A 12516-nucleotide genomic window follows, 5' to 3' on the forward strand; every position below is an offset into this window, starting at 1 on the left:
TGGGGATAGAGTGTGCCATCCTCACCCTCCCTGCCGCGGCGTGATGATCTCGATCTCGTCGCCGGCCTTTAGGCTGGTCTCGGCCCAGCGGCTTTTCGGCACGACGTCGTAATTGAGTGCGATGGCGAAATGGCTGCCTTCGTAGTCGAGCTCGGCGAGCAGCGCGTCGATGCTGGCGGCGCTGACCTCGCGCGGCTCGCCGTTGACGATCAGGCGCATTGCATCACCTCGTTGTCGATCTGGCCGCGCTCGACATAGGCGAGCGTCAGCTCGGCGAGCGCAGGCGCGATCAGGAAGCCGTGACGGTAGAGGCCGTTGACGCTGATCTTGCGATCGCGAATGCCGATGCGCGGCAAATTGTCGGGATAAGCTGGCCGAAGCCCCGAGCCGAACTCGAGGATGCGGGCTTCGCCGAATGCCGGATGAACGGTGTAGGCGGCGCCCAAAAGCTCCAGCGCGGAGCGCACGCTGACGCCGGTGTCTTCCGCCTCGATCGAGGTCGCGCCCAGCATGAACAGCCCGTTCTCGCGCGGGATCACGTAGAGCGGCCAGCGCGGATGGATCAGCCGCACGGGACGCGCCAGCTGCACCTCGTCCGTCTCGATCAGGATCATCTCGCCCTTGACGCCGCGAAGCTCCTTCTGCTCGTCGCGGGCACTGATGCCGCGGCAGTCGATCACGATGCCGTCCAGCTCGCTCGCGATGACGTCGCTGCCAAACCTGATGGTGCCGCCGGCAGCCTTGATGCGCTCGTGCAGCTTCGGCAGCACGCGGCGCGGCTCGACATGGCCCTCGGCCGGGAAGAACAGCGCGTCGCGGAAGCGGCCCTCCAGCGACGGCTCGAGCGCGGCAAGGCCGGCGGCATCGAGCCGGCGGTGATCCTCGGTCATGCGCGCGAAGCGCTCGAAGTCATTGCGCTCGCGCGGATGGGCCACGACCAGCGAGCCGTTGAACGGCGTGTCCGGCAGCTCGCGCCGCCAGAGATCGAGCGAGCGCAGGCCGAGGCGGCTGATGATGGGTTCGGCGATTTCGGCCTCGCAATAGGGCGCGAGCATGCCGCCGGCCCAATGGCTGGCGGCATCCGTCATCGCCTCGTCACCGCGCTCGTGCAAGGTGACGGCGTGGCCGGCCTGTGCGAACAGCAGCGCCTGCCAGGCGCCCGCGATGCCTGCGCCGATGATGGATACCGGAGAATCCGGTCGCTTGATGGTCTGCAACATCCCTGTCCCTTCGCCGGCATGACCCGGATCAGGTTCAAAGGGTCACCGCGGTCCTGGGCAGCCGGTTTCGGCCGAATTGCCCATTTAGCGGTATCTCAGCTCCTCCTCGGAGCACCCCTCGGAACGGTGGTAATGTATGCTAGTGGGACGGGGTGGTCAACGCGTGTTGGCCCGGAACCCCACCGTGCCCCGGACGCGATGCAGCGCGCCGCCTCTCGGCGGCGTGATGCGTCGCAGAGCCGGGGCCCATCGTTGCGGAGATGCTGGGTCCCGGCTCTACGACGCAACGCTCGCGCGTTGCGTCTTGTCCGGGACACGAGAGCTACTTCAGCGCCTGCGCCCGCGCATTGCGGACGCGCTGGGCGAGCTTCTTGTGCGTTGGCGCTCCGAACATCGGCTGCGGATTGCCGTTCGGCTCGAGCCATGGCTGGCCCATGGTCTCGCCCGCATGGGCAACCTGGATGGCCTCCTGCCGCTGGCGCTTTGCAGCGTAGTAATAGCCGCCCGCGAAATAACGCACGGCTCGCGCGTGATCGCCATTTGCGGCGCGATAGGCGCCCGCGAGGTACTTCACGGCGTAGGTGAGGTTGGTGTTGGGATCGCGCAGGCCCGCGGCATCGCCGGTGTAGCCGACCCCGCGGGCGGTCGCGAGCTTGATCTGCATCAGCCCGATGGTGCCGCCGCGGCCGACCAGGTGCGGCTGATAGCGGCTTTCGCGCATGATGACGCGATGCACCAGCGCTTCCGGCACGCCGTTGGCGCGGGCATGGGCGGCAACCATCTCGGCGTATTCGGCTTCGCCGGCGAAAGCGGCCTGCGGCAACGTCAAACCAGCCGCGAGCAGCGCGACAACGCGTAAGATTTTCATCGAAATTTTCCTCGGCAGAACGGACCCGCGCCCCAGCGCGTTAGGCCGTGGGAACACGGCGATGATGTGGCGAAATGTCACCAGCGGCGATTTTTGCCGGCTCGTCGCTTTTACGACTTAAACCTGGGTTAAGCTCGAAGCTGGTGGAGCGCCTTAGGCGACAGCGGCCTGTCCATTTCGCGCATTCGCCCAACAAATCGCTACTCAAAACCAGCACTCGGGAGGACGTCCATGACCCCTGCAGACATCGACGACATTCCCAAGCAGAACCCTTGTGCACAATGTGGCACACCGATCCCGTTCCCTGACTGGATCGAGCCGGGCGAGGGGCGCGTCTCCTATCTCTGGACCTGCCACGCCTGCAATTACCGCTTCGAGGCGGTGGCGATCTTCCCGCAAGAGGCCATCGAGCACCCGCCGCTCGCGGCGTAAGGGCGCTGACGCAGCGACGGGGTGCGCTGCAAAATGTTCCTGAGTGACGCAGGAACATTCGCGCATGGCGCAACGAAATTGCGGCACGCACGGAACTGCGCTTGATCAAGGCGGTTTTCTCCGCACGAGTTTTCTGTGAAGGAGAGGACAACCATGTTGATGAAATCGATCGTCACCGGCCTCGCCGGTACCGCGCTGCTTGCGACCGTCGCATTCGCGCAAACGCCGCCCGCCACCACCGACAAGGCGGCCCCTGCGGCCACCGCAACGACCACGACCGCGCACGATCAGTGGCGCATCTCGAAAATGTCGGGCGTGAAGGTCTATAACGAGGCCAACGAGAACATCGGCTCGATCAACGACCTCTTGATGGACAAGAGCGGTAACGTCAAGATCGCCGTGATCGGCGTCGGCGGCTTCCTCGGCATGGGCGAGCATCTGGTTGCGGTGCCCTACGAGAAGCTGAAGTTCGTCAACGAGCCCGTCGCCTATAGCGGCACGGCGGCCACCAACCCGCCCGGTCGGCCGGCCACGACCACGACGACGGGCGCAGCGACCGGCACCGACAGGCCTGCGGCGACCGCGACGTCGACCGCGTCGAAATGGTACCCGGATCACGCCGTGTTCAACGCGAGCAAGGACGAGCTGAAGAACATGCCCGAGTTCAAGTACTCGGAGTAATGCGGCTCGCGTAACTGGCTGAACGAAGCGCGCCTGGTTTTCACCGGGCGCGCTGTCGTGTCTTCGTCCCTCCCGCGTCCTCAACCCCCGCCGCCCTTGAGCCGTTCGTTGCGCCGGCGCAGGGCTTCAAGAGTGGCAAGGAGGATGACGGAGACCGTCGTCAAAATCACGGCCGCTGCCGTGATGGTCGGGCTGATGTTCTCGCGGATGCCGCTGAACATCTCGCGCGGCAGGGTGCGCTGCTCGGGACCTGCCATGAACAGCACGATCACCACCTCGTCGAAGCTGGTCGCGAAGGCGAACAGCGCGCCTGACGCCAGACCCGGCAGGATCAGGGGCAGGATCACGCGACGGAACGCTTGGAGCGGCGAGGCGCCGAGCGAGGCGGCGGCGCGGGCCAGATTGGTGTCGAAGCTCTGCAGCGTCGCACCGACCGTGATCACCACGAAGGGTGTCGCCAGCGCGGTGTGGGCCAGGATCAGGCCGAGATAGCTGCCGGTAAGGCCGATCGGCGCGAAGAAGAAGTACAGGCCGACCGCGGTGATGACGCCGGGCACCACCACCGGCGACAGCACGAAGGCCAGCACGAGCGGCTTGAACCGGCTCTTCCACTGCGCCAGCCCGAGCGCGGCCGTCGTGCCGAGCACCATGGACAGCAGCGTCGAGGCGACGCCGATGATCATGCTGTTCTTGAGCGAGTTCATCCAGCGCGGCGAATTGATGAAGTCGTCGTACCAGCGCAAGGAAAGGCCCGGCAGCGGATAGGTGAGGTACGAGCTTGAACTGAAGGACAGCGGCATGATCGCTAGGATCGGCGCGATCAGGAAAATGAACACCAGCGTGGAGACAATAATGGTCGCGGTCCACGCGATGCGCTGGCTGGGCGTGCGCAAGGAGGAATGATCGCTCAATTCTTCATGCCTCCCGTGACCTGCTGGCTCTGCACCAGCTTGCCGTAAACGAGAGCGAGCAGAACGGTGGCCAGCAGCAGCACCGCACCCAGCGCCGACGCAAGGCCCCAATTCGCCGTCTCGGTCGTGTAGAGGGCGATGAAGTAGCTGATCATCTGGTCGGCGGCGCCGCCGACCAGGGCCGGCGTGATGTAGTAGCCGAGCGCCAGGATGAAGACGAGCAGGCTTCCCGCGCCGATGCCGGGCAGGGTCTGCGGCAGGTAGATCCGCAGGAAGGCGGTGAGGGGCGGCGCGCCGAGCGAGGCGGCGGCCCGCATGTAGGCAGGCGAGATCGCCTTCATGCTGCTGTACAGCGGCAGGATCATGAACGGCAGCAGAACGTGGGTCATGGCGACGCAGACACCGAAGCGGTTGTAGATCAGGCGCAAGGGTGTATCGATGAAGCCAAGCCAGAGCAGGCTGTCGTTGACGACGCCCTTGCTCTGCAGCAGGACGATCCAGGCGCAGGTGCGAACCAGGAGCGACGTCCAGAACGGTAGCAGCACGAAGATCATCAAGAGGTTCGACTTACCCGGCGGCAGCGTCGCCAGGAGGTAGGCGACCGGAAAACCGAAGATCAGGCAGAGGGCCGTGACACCGAGGCTGATGAGAAGGGTGCGGAGGAAAATGTCGCGGTAGATGGCCTGATCCGGTGGCGCGGCGACGATCGCGCCGTCCGCGTTTCGCGTCAGGTCGAGCGCGGCGAGCAGGTAGAAACCGGTGATCGGGCCGCCGGCGTCCTTGATCGTCGTCCAGGTGGCGCGTTCGCGCCAGGCGGGGTTGATCTTGCCCAGCGTGTCCTTCGCCGTACCGGGCTCAGGCAACGCCTTCAGATTGCGTGCCGTGCTGGTCAGGATCGTGCGAAAGCCGTTGAGCGCGTAATTGAGCCGCTTGGCCGCAATCGCGATGGTGCCGGCGGCGCGCGCCGCCAGGATGTCGCTTGCAAGTGCCGCATAGGCCTTTTCATCCGGCAGGTCCTTGCCATCCCAGCTGGCGAGAGCAGCTATTGTTTGCGGCAGGACCTGGCGCACCTCCCAGTCCTCGACCGAGCGCCACAGCATGCCGGCGATGGGACCTGCAAAGGTGAAGAGCAGAAACAGCAGAAGCGGCAGGACCAGCGCCAATGCCTTGACCTGGCGTGTCCGCTCCGCACGCCTCAATCGGCGTTTGAGCGGCACCTCGGTCGACGCAGTGGCGCCAGTCGGAAGCGCGTTCGTCATTGATCGCTATTTCGCGGCCCATTTGTTGAAGCGCTCGGTCAGGCGGTCGATGTTCTCGAGCCAGAAGGCCACGTTGATCTCGACCGCGTTCTTGATGTTGTCAGGCGCCGTCGGCAGGTCCTTCAGGACGGCGGGCGCGAGCCGGCCGGCAGCGTCCTTGTTCGAAGTGCCGTAAGCAATGTTCTCCGACAGCTTGGACTGGTTCTCCGCCTTGCCGACGAAATCCAGGTATTTGTAGGCCGCATCCTTGTTCGGGCTCCCCTTCAGGATGACCCAGCTATCGAGGGTGAACAGCGCGCCGTCCCACACCATGCCGAAGTTCTTCTTCTCGTTCTTGTTCGCGGTGTCGATGCGGCCATTGTAGACCGAGGTCATCGCCACCTCGCCGGAGGCGAGCAATTGCGGCGGCTGCGCGCCGGCCTTCCACCAGACGAGGTCGCCCTTGATGGTGTCGAGCTTCTTGAAGGCGCGCTCGACGCCGTCCTCGGTCGCCAGCACCTTGTAGACGTCCTTCGGTGCGACGCCGTCGGCCATGAGGGCGATCTCCAGCGTGGTCTTCGGACCCTGACGCAGGGCGCGCTTGCCCGGAATCTTCTTGGTGTCGAAGAAGTCGGCCCAGCCATTCGGGGCCTCCTTCAGCTTGTCCTTGTCGTAGCCGAGCACGAAATCGTAGAGGATGGCGCCGACGCCGCAAGGATTGACCGCCGGCGGGATATAGGCGGCCTCGCCGCCGATCTTGGAATAGTCGAGCTTCTCGAACAGGCCCTCTTCGCAGCCGACCGCGAGCTCATCGCTCTCGACCTGGACGACGTCCCAGGTGGCGGCGCCTCCCTGCACCTTGGCGCGCAGCACGCCGACGCCGCCGTCCCAGGATTCGTCGTTCATCGCGATGCCGGACGCTTTCTTGAAGGGTTCGAAATAGACCTTCTTCTGGGCTTCCTGATACGCGCCGCCCCACGAGACGACGGTGAGGTCACGCGCCTCTGCGATCGTAGCCAGCGCAGCACTGACACTCAGCGCCGCGGCGAAACCCAGGGCAATCTTGCGCTTCAACATGGTGTTCGTTCCTTCTTCATGTGAGTTGCGTAGACATTGATTGTTTCGGCTGCCGTTCGATCAGACGGGATCGAGGGCGAGGCAGTCCTCCGGGCGGAAGGTGATGAACACGCCTTCGCCAGGTCTTAGGCTGTGATGCGCCCCGGGCTGAAGCTTCACCATGAACTCGGCGTTGTCGGCCACATCCAGCACGGCAAGCGCGTGGTCGCCGAGATAGATGGTGTTCTGGACCCTCGCCGGCAGCCGGTTCGGTCCCTCGCCCGAACTGCCATTCGGGACGATTGCGACACGCTCCGGTCGCACCGACAGGGAGGTCGATGCGCCCGCGCCTGACACGTTGACCGCCCGCGCGGCGACGGTGCCGCCTCCGGCCAGCGCGACGCGGCAATAATCCCTTTCGACGGTTTCGACGGTGCCGGCGAGCACGTTGTTCTCGCCGATGAAGTGGGCGACGAAGCTGTTCACGGGATGCTCATAAAGCGCGTCGGGGCGGTCGATCTGCTGCACAATGCCGTCGTTGAAGACGGCGATGCGGTCCGACATCGTGAGCGCTTCGCTCTGGTCGTGGGTGACATAGACGATCGTGATGCCCATCGTCTCGTGCAGCTGCTTGATCTCCAGCTGCATCTGCTCGCGCAGCCGCTTGTCCAGCGCGCCGAGCGGCTCATCCATCAGCACGAGCTGCGGATTGAACACCAGCGCGCGAGCCAGCGCCACCCGCTGCTGCTGACCGCCGGACAGCTGCCCCGGCCGTCGGTGGGCCAGGCTTTCCATCTTGATCATGCGCAGCGCCGCGCTGACGCGCTCTTGCGTTTCCGCCTTGCTCGACTTGCGAACCGATAGCGGGAAGGCGATGTTTTCCGCGATCGTCAGGTGCGGAAACAGCGCGTAGTTCTGGAACACCATGCCGATGTCGCGCCTGTGCGGCGGCACGTTCTTGATCGGCCGATCGCTAAGGTAGATCTCGCCATGGGTCGGCATCTCGAAGCCGGCGAGCATCATCAGCGTCGTCGTCTTGCCCGATCCCGAGGGACCGAGCAGGGTGATGAACTCGCCCTTCCTGATGTCGAGATCGAGGTTCTTCACCACGAGATGCTCGCCATCATAGGTCTTCTGAATGCCGGAAAAACGCACCAGCGCCGGCGCAGGCATGACCATGCCGGCTTCCATGTTGTCCTCGCGGTGTCCCCTACAATGCGTTTGGGAGATTAGCATCCTGCGGCGAGAATGCCAGCGGCGCAAGCGACGAGGACGTGTGCGGGTCCGGTGAGTGCGGACGCGCTACATCCCCGACAGCTTCGTCACGAATACGTTCAGCGAGCCGCCGGCTTCCGCGACCACGCGCAGGGTCTTGGAATCGAAGGCAATGTCCGCGAGGGTCAGGCTGTCGATCCTGGCCTCGACCTTGAGGCCGTCCTCGCTCTTCTGGTAATCGGCGATCGCGGCGGCGATCTTCTCGCGGGCGTTGGCGGCGATCGGCTTCAGATCGAGATTTGCCTTCTGCAGCAACGCCTGTTGCATCTGCGGCACCACCGCGCGCGCAGCGGCACCCAACAGGCCGAACGCGGCCTCGGATTCCACGGCGAGCTGGATGTCGGTGAGCCGCAGCGTCTGCTGCGCCTGGTCGAGCACCGGCCGGCCCCAGATGTGCACATTCGCCTCGGCACCGAGGCCGAACCAGCTCTTCTTCTCCTTGGCGCGCACCAGCAGCGAGATCAGCAGTTGGTCGCCCGAGGGGACGACGTTGGCGCTCTTGACGGTGACGTCGACCGGGCCGGAGCCGTCCTCGGGATAGGTGCGGCCGACCATCTGCGCTGCGATCAGCTTGTTGATCTCGGTGAAGGGCACGTCGATCGGCACGCCGATGTTCACACCGGTGCCGGTCGGCGGCACGATCGAGATCTTGTCGGGGAACGGACAATCGGGCTTGGTCGGCGTCGAGGTCACGCGTGTCTCGGCTTCGAGGCCGAGCAGCAAGGTCACGGCCTGCGCATCGACGCGCGGCTGCGCCGCGATCGCGCGCACCGGCTTCATCTCGAGCCAGAGCGGCGGCAGCGCTGCCGAGGCGCTGGATCCTTGCAGCGGGATCGAGCGGCAGGCCTTGATCCATTGCGCTTTGGCATTGTCGCGCAGACTGGGATCGTTGCGGATGCGCTCGGAGACGGTGTTGATCTGCTCGCCGACGGTCTTGTCGATCAGCGGCTTGACCTGCGCAGGCACGTTGACCTTGGCGCCGGCGACGTTGAGGTTGGTGTCGCCGAGATTGACCTGGGCGCCGAGATTGGGCTCCAGATACCACGCAGCGGCGAGCTTCGGGCGCGAGGTGACGATGACGTTGCCCTTGATCTCCGCGCTCGCATTCAGGTTCTTGATGTTGACCGCGCCGATCCGCTTCGCGGCGTCGCCGCCGAGCACGCTGCCGAGCGCATCGCCAAGCGCGCCCGTGGCCTTCGAGGACAGCGAGCCCGTCACGTTGAGCTTGCCGGTGAGCGGCGTCGAGATCGTCAGCACGTCCTTGTCGCCGGCTGCCGCCATCGGGCCCCGGACTGTGGACCAGCCGATATCGGCATTCTCAAGAATCTGCGAGATCGGGTTGTCGGCCTTCCCCGCGAAATTGCGCGGCGCGGCCTTCTCGGCCTGCTCGCGGATCGCCGACAGCGCGATGGCGACCGGCGCGATCACGATGGAGCTCTTCGAGGCCGGCGGCAGCGGCGGCAGCTGCGCGACCGGCGGCGCCGAATTCGTCGCGCGCGGCGCCAGCAAGTCCATCGCCTTCAGGCTGATGAAGAACGACGCCGCGAGCACCGCGACGCCGATCAGGATAGTCTTCAGATTCCACGTCAGACGCATCAATCCCCCAAGCCGCCCGGGCGGGGATTCTACAGGGCGGGCGAGGAGGGCGCTAGAGCGCACCCGTTGGGTGGAATTGGGGCGAACAGGTTACCGATTGTGAACGCGCCGTCGGCGTGCCTTGGATGCAGGACTAGCTTTGCCGCGGGCGCCGGACCGCTCTCACGTTGCCGCGATTGCCGCCGCCGCAGAAGAAGCGGTCACCGCCGTCCGACTCCAGGCCTGACACGATCGTGCCGGCGGGCATGTCGATCTGCTCGATCACTTTTCCCGTTTCGGGGTCGATCCGACGCAAATCGCTCTGTTCGTTCTCCCAAGTGCCGTGCCAGAGCTCGCCGTCCACCCAGGTCACGCCGGTCACGAAGCGCTTGCTCTCGATAGTGCGGAGGATCTTCCCCGTTTCGGGATCGATCTGATGGATCTTGCGCTCGCGATATTGTCCGACCCAGAGCGAACCCTCGGCCCAGGCAAGGCCGGAATCGCCGCCGCCGCCGGGCGCCGGAATGGTGCCGAGCACCCTGCCCGAGGCCGCATCGATCTTCTGGATGCGGTCCTCGGCGATCTGGAAAAGGTGCCGTCCGTCGAACGCCGTTCCCGCGTGCGCGGCGACGTCGATGGAGCGCGCGATCCTGCCGTCGGCCGGATCGACCGCGTTCAACTTGTCGCCGGAGGCGAACCAGACATGCTTGCCGTCATAGGTGACGCCATGCACGGCCTCGACGCCTGGAAAGGGCCCATACTCCGTGATGATCTCGGCGACTGAACGTTTCATGTGCTCGATCCCTGTGCTCAACGCGCATCCTACGTCTTCAGGAGCGGCGTGGGGAGTAACAAGCCTGTCGGGAAACCGGGGACGGGTGGCGTCATCCAGCGGCGCGCCCGTCCGTGTCCGAACGACTGCACCTTGCCCGACCGTGCCAGCTCTTCGAGCGCGCGCTGCACAGTGCGCGGACTGATGCGAAGCGCAAGTGCGAGCGCCGAGCTCGACCATGGCTCGCCGTCGGCGAGAAAGGCGAGGACCGCGGCGTGCTTCTCCTCATTGGGCCGCGCCAGCACGAGTACGTCGCGTGTCTTCTGCGGCGCCAGCACGAAGCCTTGCTTCGTCGCGCTGATATCGGCCAGGGGCTCGAGCTTGGTGCGGAGCCGTCCGATCTCGACGCGCAAGCGCGCGCGGTGCGATTCATCGACGTGCCTGGCTTGAAAGGCGCCCGATATCAGCGTCTCGCGCGAGACATCCGTCGGCCATGCCTGCGCCAGGAGACGCGCGAGCGCGAACAGCACGGGACGCGTTCCGAGCGACACCGCGACGCCTTGCCTGCGCACGACGTGATGGAAGGTATCCACGACCAGCGCCGTCGAGGTCGCCAGCCGTTCGACTTCTCCCAGCAACAACGGATGTTCGCTGCCGCGTGCGATCAGGCGCGCTGCCGGCGTGTCGAGGATCAGGTTCGCGCTGTCGACCTCGGCTACGAGCGCCGGAATGTCTGCAAGGCGTGCTGCGTGAGCTGCGCGGCTGAGCGCCGTGCGTGCGTCTTTCGTCTTGAGCCGCCTGATGGCGATGCCGGCGAGCACGAGCTCGCGGACGACCTGGGACGCGGGCGGGAGCATGGCGGGACGGACTTCGGCGAGCGTGCGCTCGGCCTCGTCGAGGCGCCCGACCAGAAGCAGACGGCGCGCCTCGATATGGCCCGCATGGGCGGCATTGACGAGATCGCCGTGGCTTTCAAGCGTCGCGCGTGCCGCCGCGAGCGTCTTCACCGGCCAGTTCAGATCGCGCGAGACCAGTGCGATCTCGGCTTCGGCCACCAGGCACCTTGCGCGCGCCGCCGCCTCGCGCGGACCGAAGGCGCGCGCGGCGGTGCGCAGCAGCGACTTGGCCTTGGCGAGATCGCCGAGCTGCGCCATCGCGATGCCGCGCAACGCCAGCGACGGCGCATCGTTGCGTAGCGCGACCCGGTTCAGGGCGCCGAGCGGATCGCCGGCTTCGAGCGCGCGCGCAGCGGCAGTGATCAGCGATTCCATGTCAATCCCGCCACACTTGTTACTCCCACCGCGCGCCGGCTTGGTGCCAGAAATCGTGGAAGGCCGACGATGTGCGGCGAGGGGCGATCGGTTCCGCGGCTTTCATAGCGGGGCGGGACATGGTCGGCCGAATAAGGGATTTGGAGAGCCATGATGAGTTCAGCAGAAAACGCAAAGACGAACGGAAAGACCGCCATGCAGACACCGCCGGTGGTGTCGCCGCAGGACTGGGAGGCGGCCCGTCTGCAGCTGCTCGTGAAGGAGAAGGCGCACACCCGCGCCCGCGATGCCTTGGCCGCCGAGCGGCGCCGCATGCCGTGGATGGCTGTCGACAAAACCTATGCGTTCGAGGGGCCCGGCGGCAAGCTCAGTCTGCACGACCTGTTCCAGGGCCGGCGGCAGCTGATCGTCTATCGCGCCTTCTTCGAGCCCGGCGTGTTCGGCTGGCCCGATCACGCCTGCCGCGGCTGCTCCATGGTGGCCGACCAGGTCGCCCATGTCTCGCATTTGAATGCCCGCGATACGACGCTCGTCTTCGCCTCGCGCGCGCCCCAGGCCGACATCATCAGGCTGAAGCAGCGGATGGGCTGGATCATGCCCTGGGTCACCATCACCGACAGTTTCGATGCCGATTTCGGCGTCGGCGAATGGCACGGCACCAACGTGTTCTACCGCGACGGCAACCGCATCTTCCGCACCTATTTCGTCAAGAGCCGCGGCGACGAGCAGATGGGCGGGACCTGGAACTATCTCGACATCACCCCGCTCGGCCGCCAGGAGGTGTGGGAGGATTCGCCGGAAGGTTACCCTCAGACCCCGACCTACAAATGGTGGAATTGGCACGACAGCTACTCGGAAGGTGCGGCGCCCGACAAGCGATGGGTGGAGATCTCGGACGCCGGCGAGAAAGCCTTCCGCGAGGAGGCCGCGGGGGAACGGCAATGAACGGTCCGGTCAGCGCGGTCCCCAATGGCTGCCCGGACATTGTGGCGGCCGCGCGCCACCTCGCCAGATGGCTGGCGCTGGCGGCCACGCCGACCTTCGCCATCATGGCCGTGCTGACCGCTTTGGCCGGGGGTGGGCCCGCGGAGATGCTGTGCGGCGCCGGGCAGGGCTCTCTGCTCGGCGGGATGGTGCCGATGTATCTCCTGATGAGCGCGTTTCATGCCGCGGCATGGCTGAGATTGATCGCGGAGTGGCGGGGCGCGGGCGTCTAA

At 65.8% G+C, this 12516-nt stretch carries 14 protein-coding genes and 1 riboswitch; of the genes, 4 read left to right on the forward strand and 10 right to left on the reverse strand.

Annotation, left to right across the window (positions count from 1 at the left end):
• Positions 1-21 precede the first annotated feature (21 nt).
• The 3 genes from thiS to HZZ16_RS11320 form a co-directional block, all read right to left on the reverse strand.
• Positions 22-219 carry a sulfur carrier protein ThiS gene (gene thiS / locus HZZ16_RS11310; RefSeq protein ID WP_197948528.1) on the reverse strand — a complete coding sequence of 66 codons (198 nt, stop codon included), beginning with the start codon at positions 217-219 and terminating at the stop codon, positions 22-24.
• Positions 210-1220: an FAD-dependent oxidoreductase gene (locus HZZ16_RS11315; RefSeq protein WP_197948529.1), complete on the reverse strand. Its 1011-nt coding sequence runs from the start codon at positions 1218-1220 to the stop codon at positions 210-212. Before HZZ16_RS11315 ends, thiS begins: the two co-directional genes overlap by 10 nt.
• Positions 1208-1349: riboswitch (TPP riboswitch) on the reverse strand. It overlaps the preceding gene by 13 nt.
• A gap of 193 nt (positions 1350-1542) precedes the next feature.
• Positions 1543-2088: a lytic transglycosylase domain-containing protein gene (locus HZZ16_RS11320; protein WP_197948530.1), complete on the reverse strand. Its 546-nt coding sequence runs from the start codon at positions 2086-2088 to the stop codon at positions 1543-1545.
• Positions 2089-2319: 231 nt separating this feature from the next.
• Between HZZ16_RS11320 and HZZ16_RS11325 the strand changes: the two genes are divergently transcribed.
• Positions 2320-2520 (forward strand): hypothetical protein, encoded by a 201-nt coding sequence (locus tag HZZ16_RS11325; RefSeq protein ID WP_197948531.1) that lies wholly within the window; start codon positions 2320-2322, stop codon positions 2518-2520.
• 153 nt (positions 2521-2673) lie between these two features.
• Positions 2674-3201 carry a PRC-barrel domain-containing protein gene (locus tag HZZ16_RS11330; RefSeq protein ID WP_197948532.1) on the forward strand — a complete coding sequence of 176 codons (528 nt, stop codon included), beginning with the start codon at positions 2674-2676 and terminating at the stop codon, positions 3199-3201.
• Between the two features lie 80 nt (positions 3202-3281).
• On the opposite strand, the gene HZZ16_RS11335 is transcribed toward HZZ16_RS11330, so the two are convergent.
• The 7 genes from HZZ16_RS11335 to HZZ16_RS11365 form a co-directional block, all read right to left on the reverse strand.
• On the reverse strand, positions 3282-4112 hold the full coding sequence (locus tag HZZ16_RS11335) for an ABC transporter permease (protein ID WP_197948533.1): 831 nt from the start codon (positions 4110-4112) through the stop codon (positions 3282-3284).
• A complete protein-coding gene (locus HZZ16_RS11340; protein WP_197948534.1) occupies positions 4109-5371 on the reverse strand; it encodes an ABC transporter permease in 1263 nt (420 codons plus the stop codon). Before HZZ16_RS11340 ends, HZZ16_RS11335 begins: the two co-directional genes overlap by 4 nt.
• 6 nt (positions 5372-5377) lie before the next feature.
• Positions 5378-6427: an ABC transporter substrate-binding protein gene (locus tag HZZ16_RS11345; RefSeq protein ID WP_197948535.1), complete on the reverse strand. Its 1050-nt coding sequence runs from the start codon at positions 6425-6427 to the stop codon at positions 5378-5380.
• 60 nt (positions 6428-6487) lie between these two features.
• Complete coding sequence (locus HZZ16_RS11350) at positions 6488-7597, reverse strand: ABC transporter ATP-binding protein (protein ID WP_197948536.1); 1110 nt, start codon at positions 7595-7597, stop codon at positions 6488-6490.
• Positions 7598-7708: 111 nt separating this feature from the next.
• Positions 7709-9277 carry a DUF4403 family protein gene (locus HZZ16_RS11355; protein ID WP_197948537.1) on the reverse strand — a complete coding sequence of 523 codons (1569 nt, stop codon included), beginning with the start codon at positions 9275-9277 and terminating at the stop codon, positions 7709-7711.
• 133 nt (positions 9278-9410) lie between these two features.
• Entirely contained in the window at positions 9411-10049 is a 639-nt protein-coding gene (locus tag HZZ16_RS11360) for a Vgb family protein (RefSeq protein ID WP_197948538.1), read from the reverse strand.
• Positions 10050-10078: 29 nt separating this feature from the next.
• Positions 10079-11299, reverse strand: a complete 1221-nt coding sequence (locus HZZ16_RS11365; RefSeq protein ID WP_197948539.1) for a helix-turn-helix domain-containing protein — start codon at positions 11297-11299, stop codon at positions 10079-10081.
• Between the two features lie 150 nt (positions 11300-11449).
• Between HZZ16_RS11365 and HZZ16_RS11370 the strand changes: the two genes are divergently transcribed.
• Positions 11450-12244 (forward strand): DUF899 domain-containing protein, encoded by a 795-nt coding sequence (locus HZZ16_RS11370; RefSeq protein WP_197948540.1) that lies wholly within the window; start codon positions 11450-11452, stop codon positions 12242-12244.
• On the forward strand, positions 12241-12516 hold the full coding sequence (locus HZZ16_RS11375; protein ID WP_197948541.1) for a hypothetical protein: 276 nt from the start codon (positions 12241-12243) through the stop codon (positions 12514-12516). The genes HZZ16_RS11370 and HZZ16_RS11375 overlap by 4 nt, the downstream gene beginning before the upstream one ends.

Source organism: Bradyrhizobium glycinis, from assembly GCF_016031655.1.
Taxonomy (GTDB): Bacteria; Pseudomonadota; Alphaproteobacteria; order Rhizobiales; family Xanthobacteraceae; genus Bradyrhizobium; species Bradyrhizobium glycinis.

What these genes read in the sequence shown, in the direction of transcription:
- HZZ16_RS11325 (WP_197948531.1), top strand. Translation starts at nt 2,320, where the DNA reads ATGACCCCTGCAGACATCGACGACATTCCCAAGCAGAACCCTTGTGCA.
- HZZ16_RS11365 (WP_197948539.1), bottom strand. Translation starts at nt 11,299, where the DNA reads ATGGAATCGCTGATCACTGCCGCTGCGCGCGCGCTCGAAGCCGGCGAT.
- HZZ16_RS11340 (WP_197948534.1), bottom strand. Translation starts at nt 5,371, where the DNA reads ATGACGAACGCGCTTCCGACTGGCGCCACTGCGTCGACCGAGGTGCCG.
- HZZ16_RS11315 (WP_197948529.1), bottom strand. Translation starts at nt 1,220, where the DNA reads ATGTTGCAGACCATCAAGCGACCGGATTCTCCGGTATCCATCATCGGC.
- HZZ16_RS11375 (WP_197948541.1), top strand. Translation starts at nt 12,241, where the DNA reads ATGAACGGTCCGGTCAGCGCGGTCCCCAATGGCTGCCCGGACATTGTG.
- HZZ16_RS11370 (WP_197948540.1), top strand. Translation starts at nt 11,450, where the DNA reads ATGATGAGTTCAGCAGAAAACGCAAAGACGAACGGAAAGACCGCCATG.
- HZZ16_RS11330 (WP_197948532.1), top strand. Translation starts at nt 2,674, where the DNA reads ATGTTGATGAAATCGATCGTCACCGGCCTCGCCGGTACCGCGCTGCTT.
- HZZ16_RS11345 (WP_197948535.1), bottom strand. Translation starts at nt 6,427, where the DNA reads ATGTTGAAGCGCAAGATTGCCCTGGGTTTCGCCGCGGCGCTGAGTGTC.
- HZZ16_RS11320 (WP_197948530.1), bottom strand. Translation starts at nt 2,088, where the DNA reads ATGAAAATCTTACGCGTTGTCGCGCTGCTCGCGGCTGGTTTGACGTTG.
- thiS (WP_197948528.1), bottom strand. Translation starts at nt 219, where the DNA reads ATGCGCCTGATCGTCAACGGCGAGCCGCGCGAGGTCAGCGCCGCCAGC.
- HZZ16_RS11360 (WP_197948538.1), bottom strand. Translation starts at nt 10,049, where the DNA reads ATGAAACGTTCAGTCGCCGAGATCATCACGGAGTATGGGCCCTTTCCA.
- HZZ16_RS11355 (WP_197948537.1), bottom strand. Translation starts at nt 9,277, where the DNA reads ATGCGTCTGACGTGGAATCTGAAGACTATCCTGATCGGCGTCGCGGTG.
- HZZ16_RS11350 (WP_197948536.1), bottom strand. Translation starts at nt 7,597, where the DNA reads ATGGAAGCCGGCATGGTCATGCCTGCGCCGGCGCTGGTGCGTTTTTCC.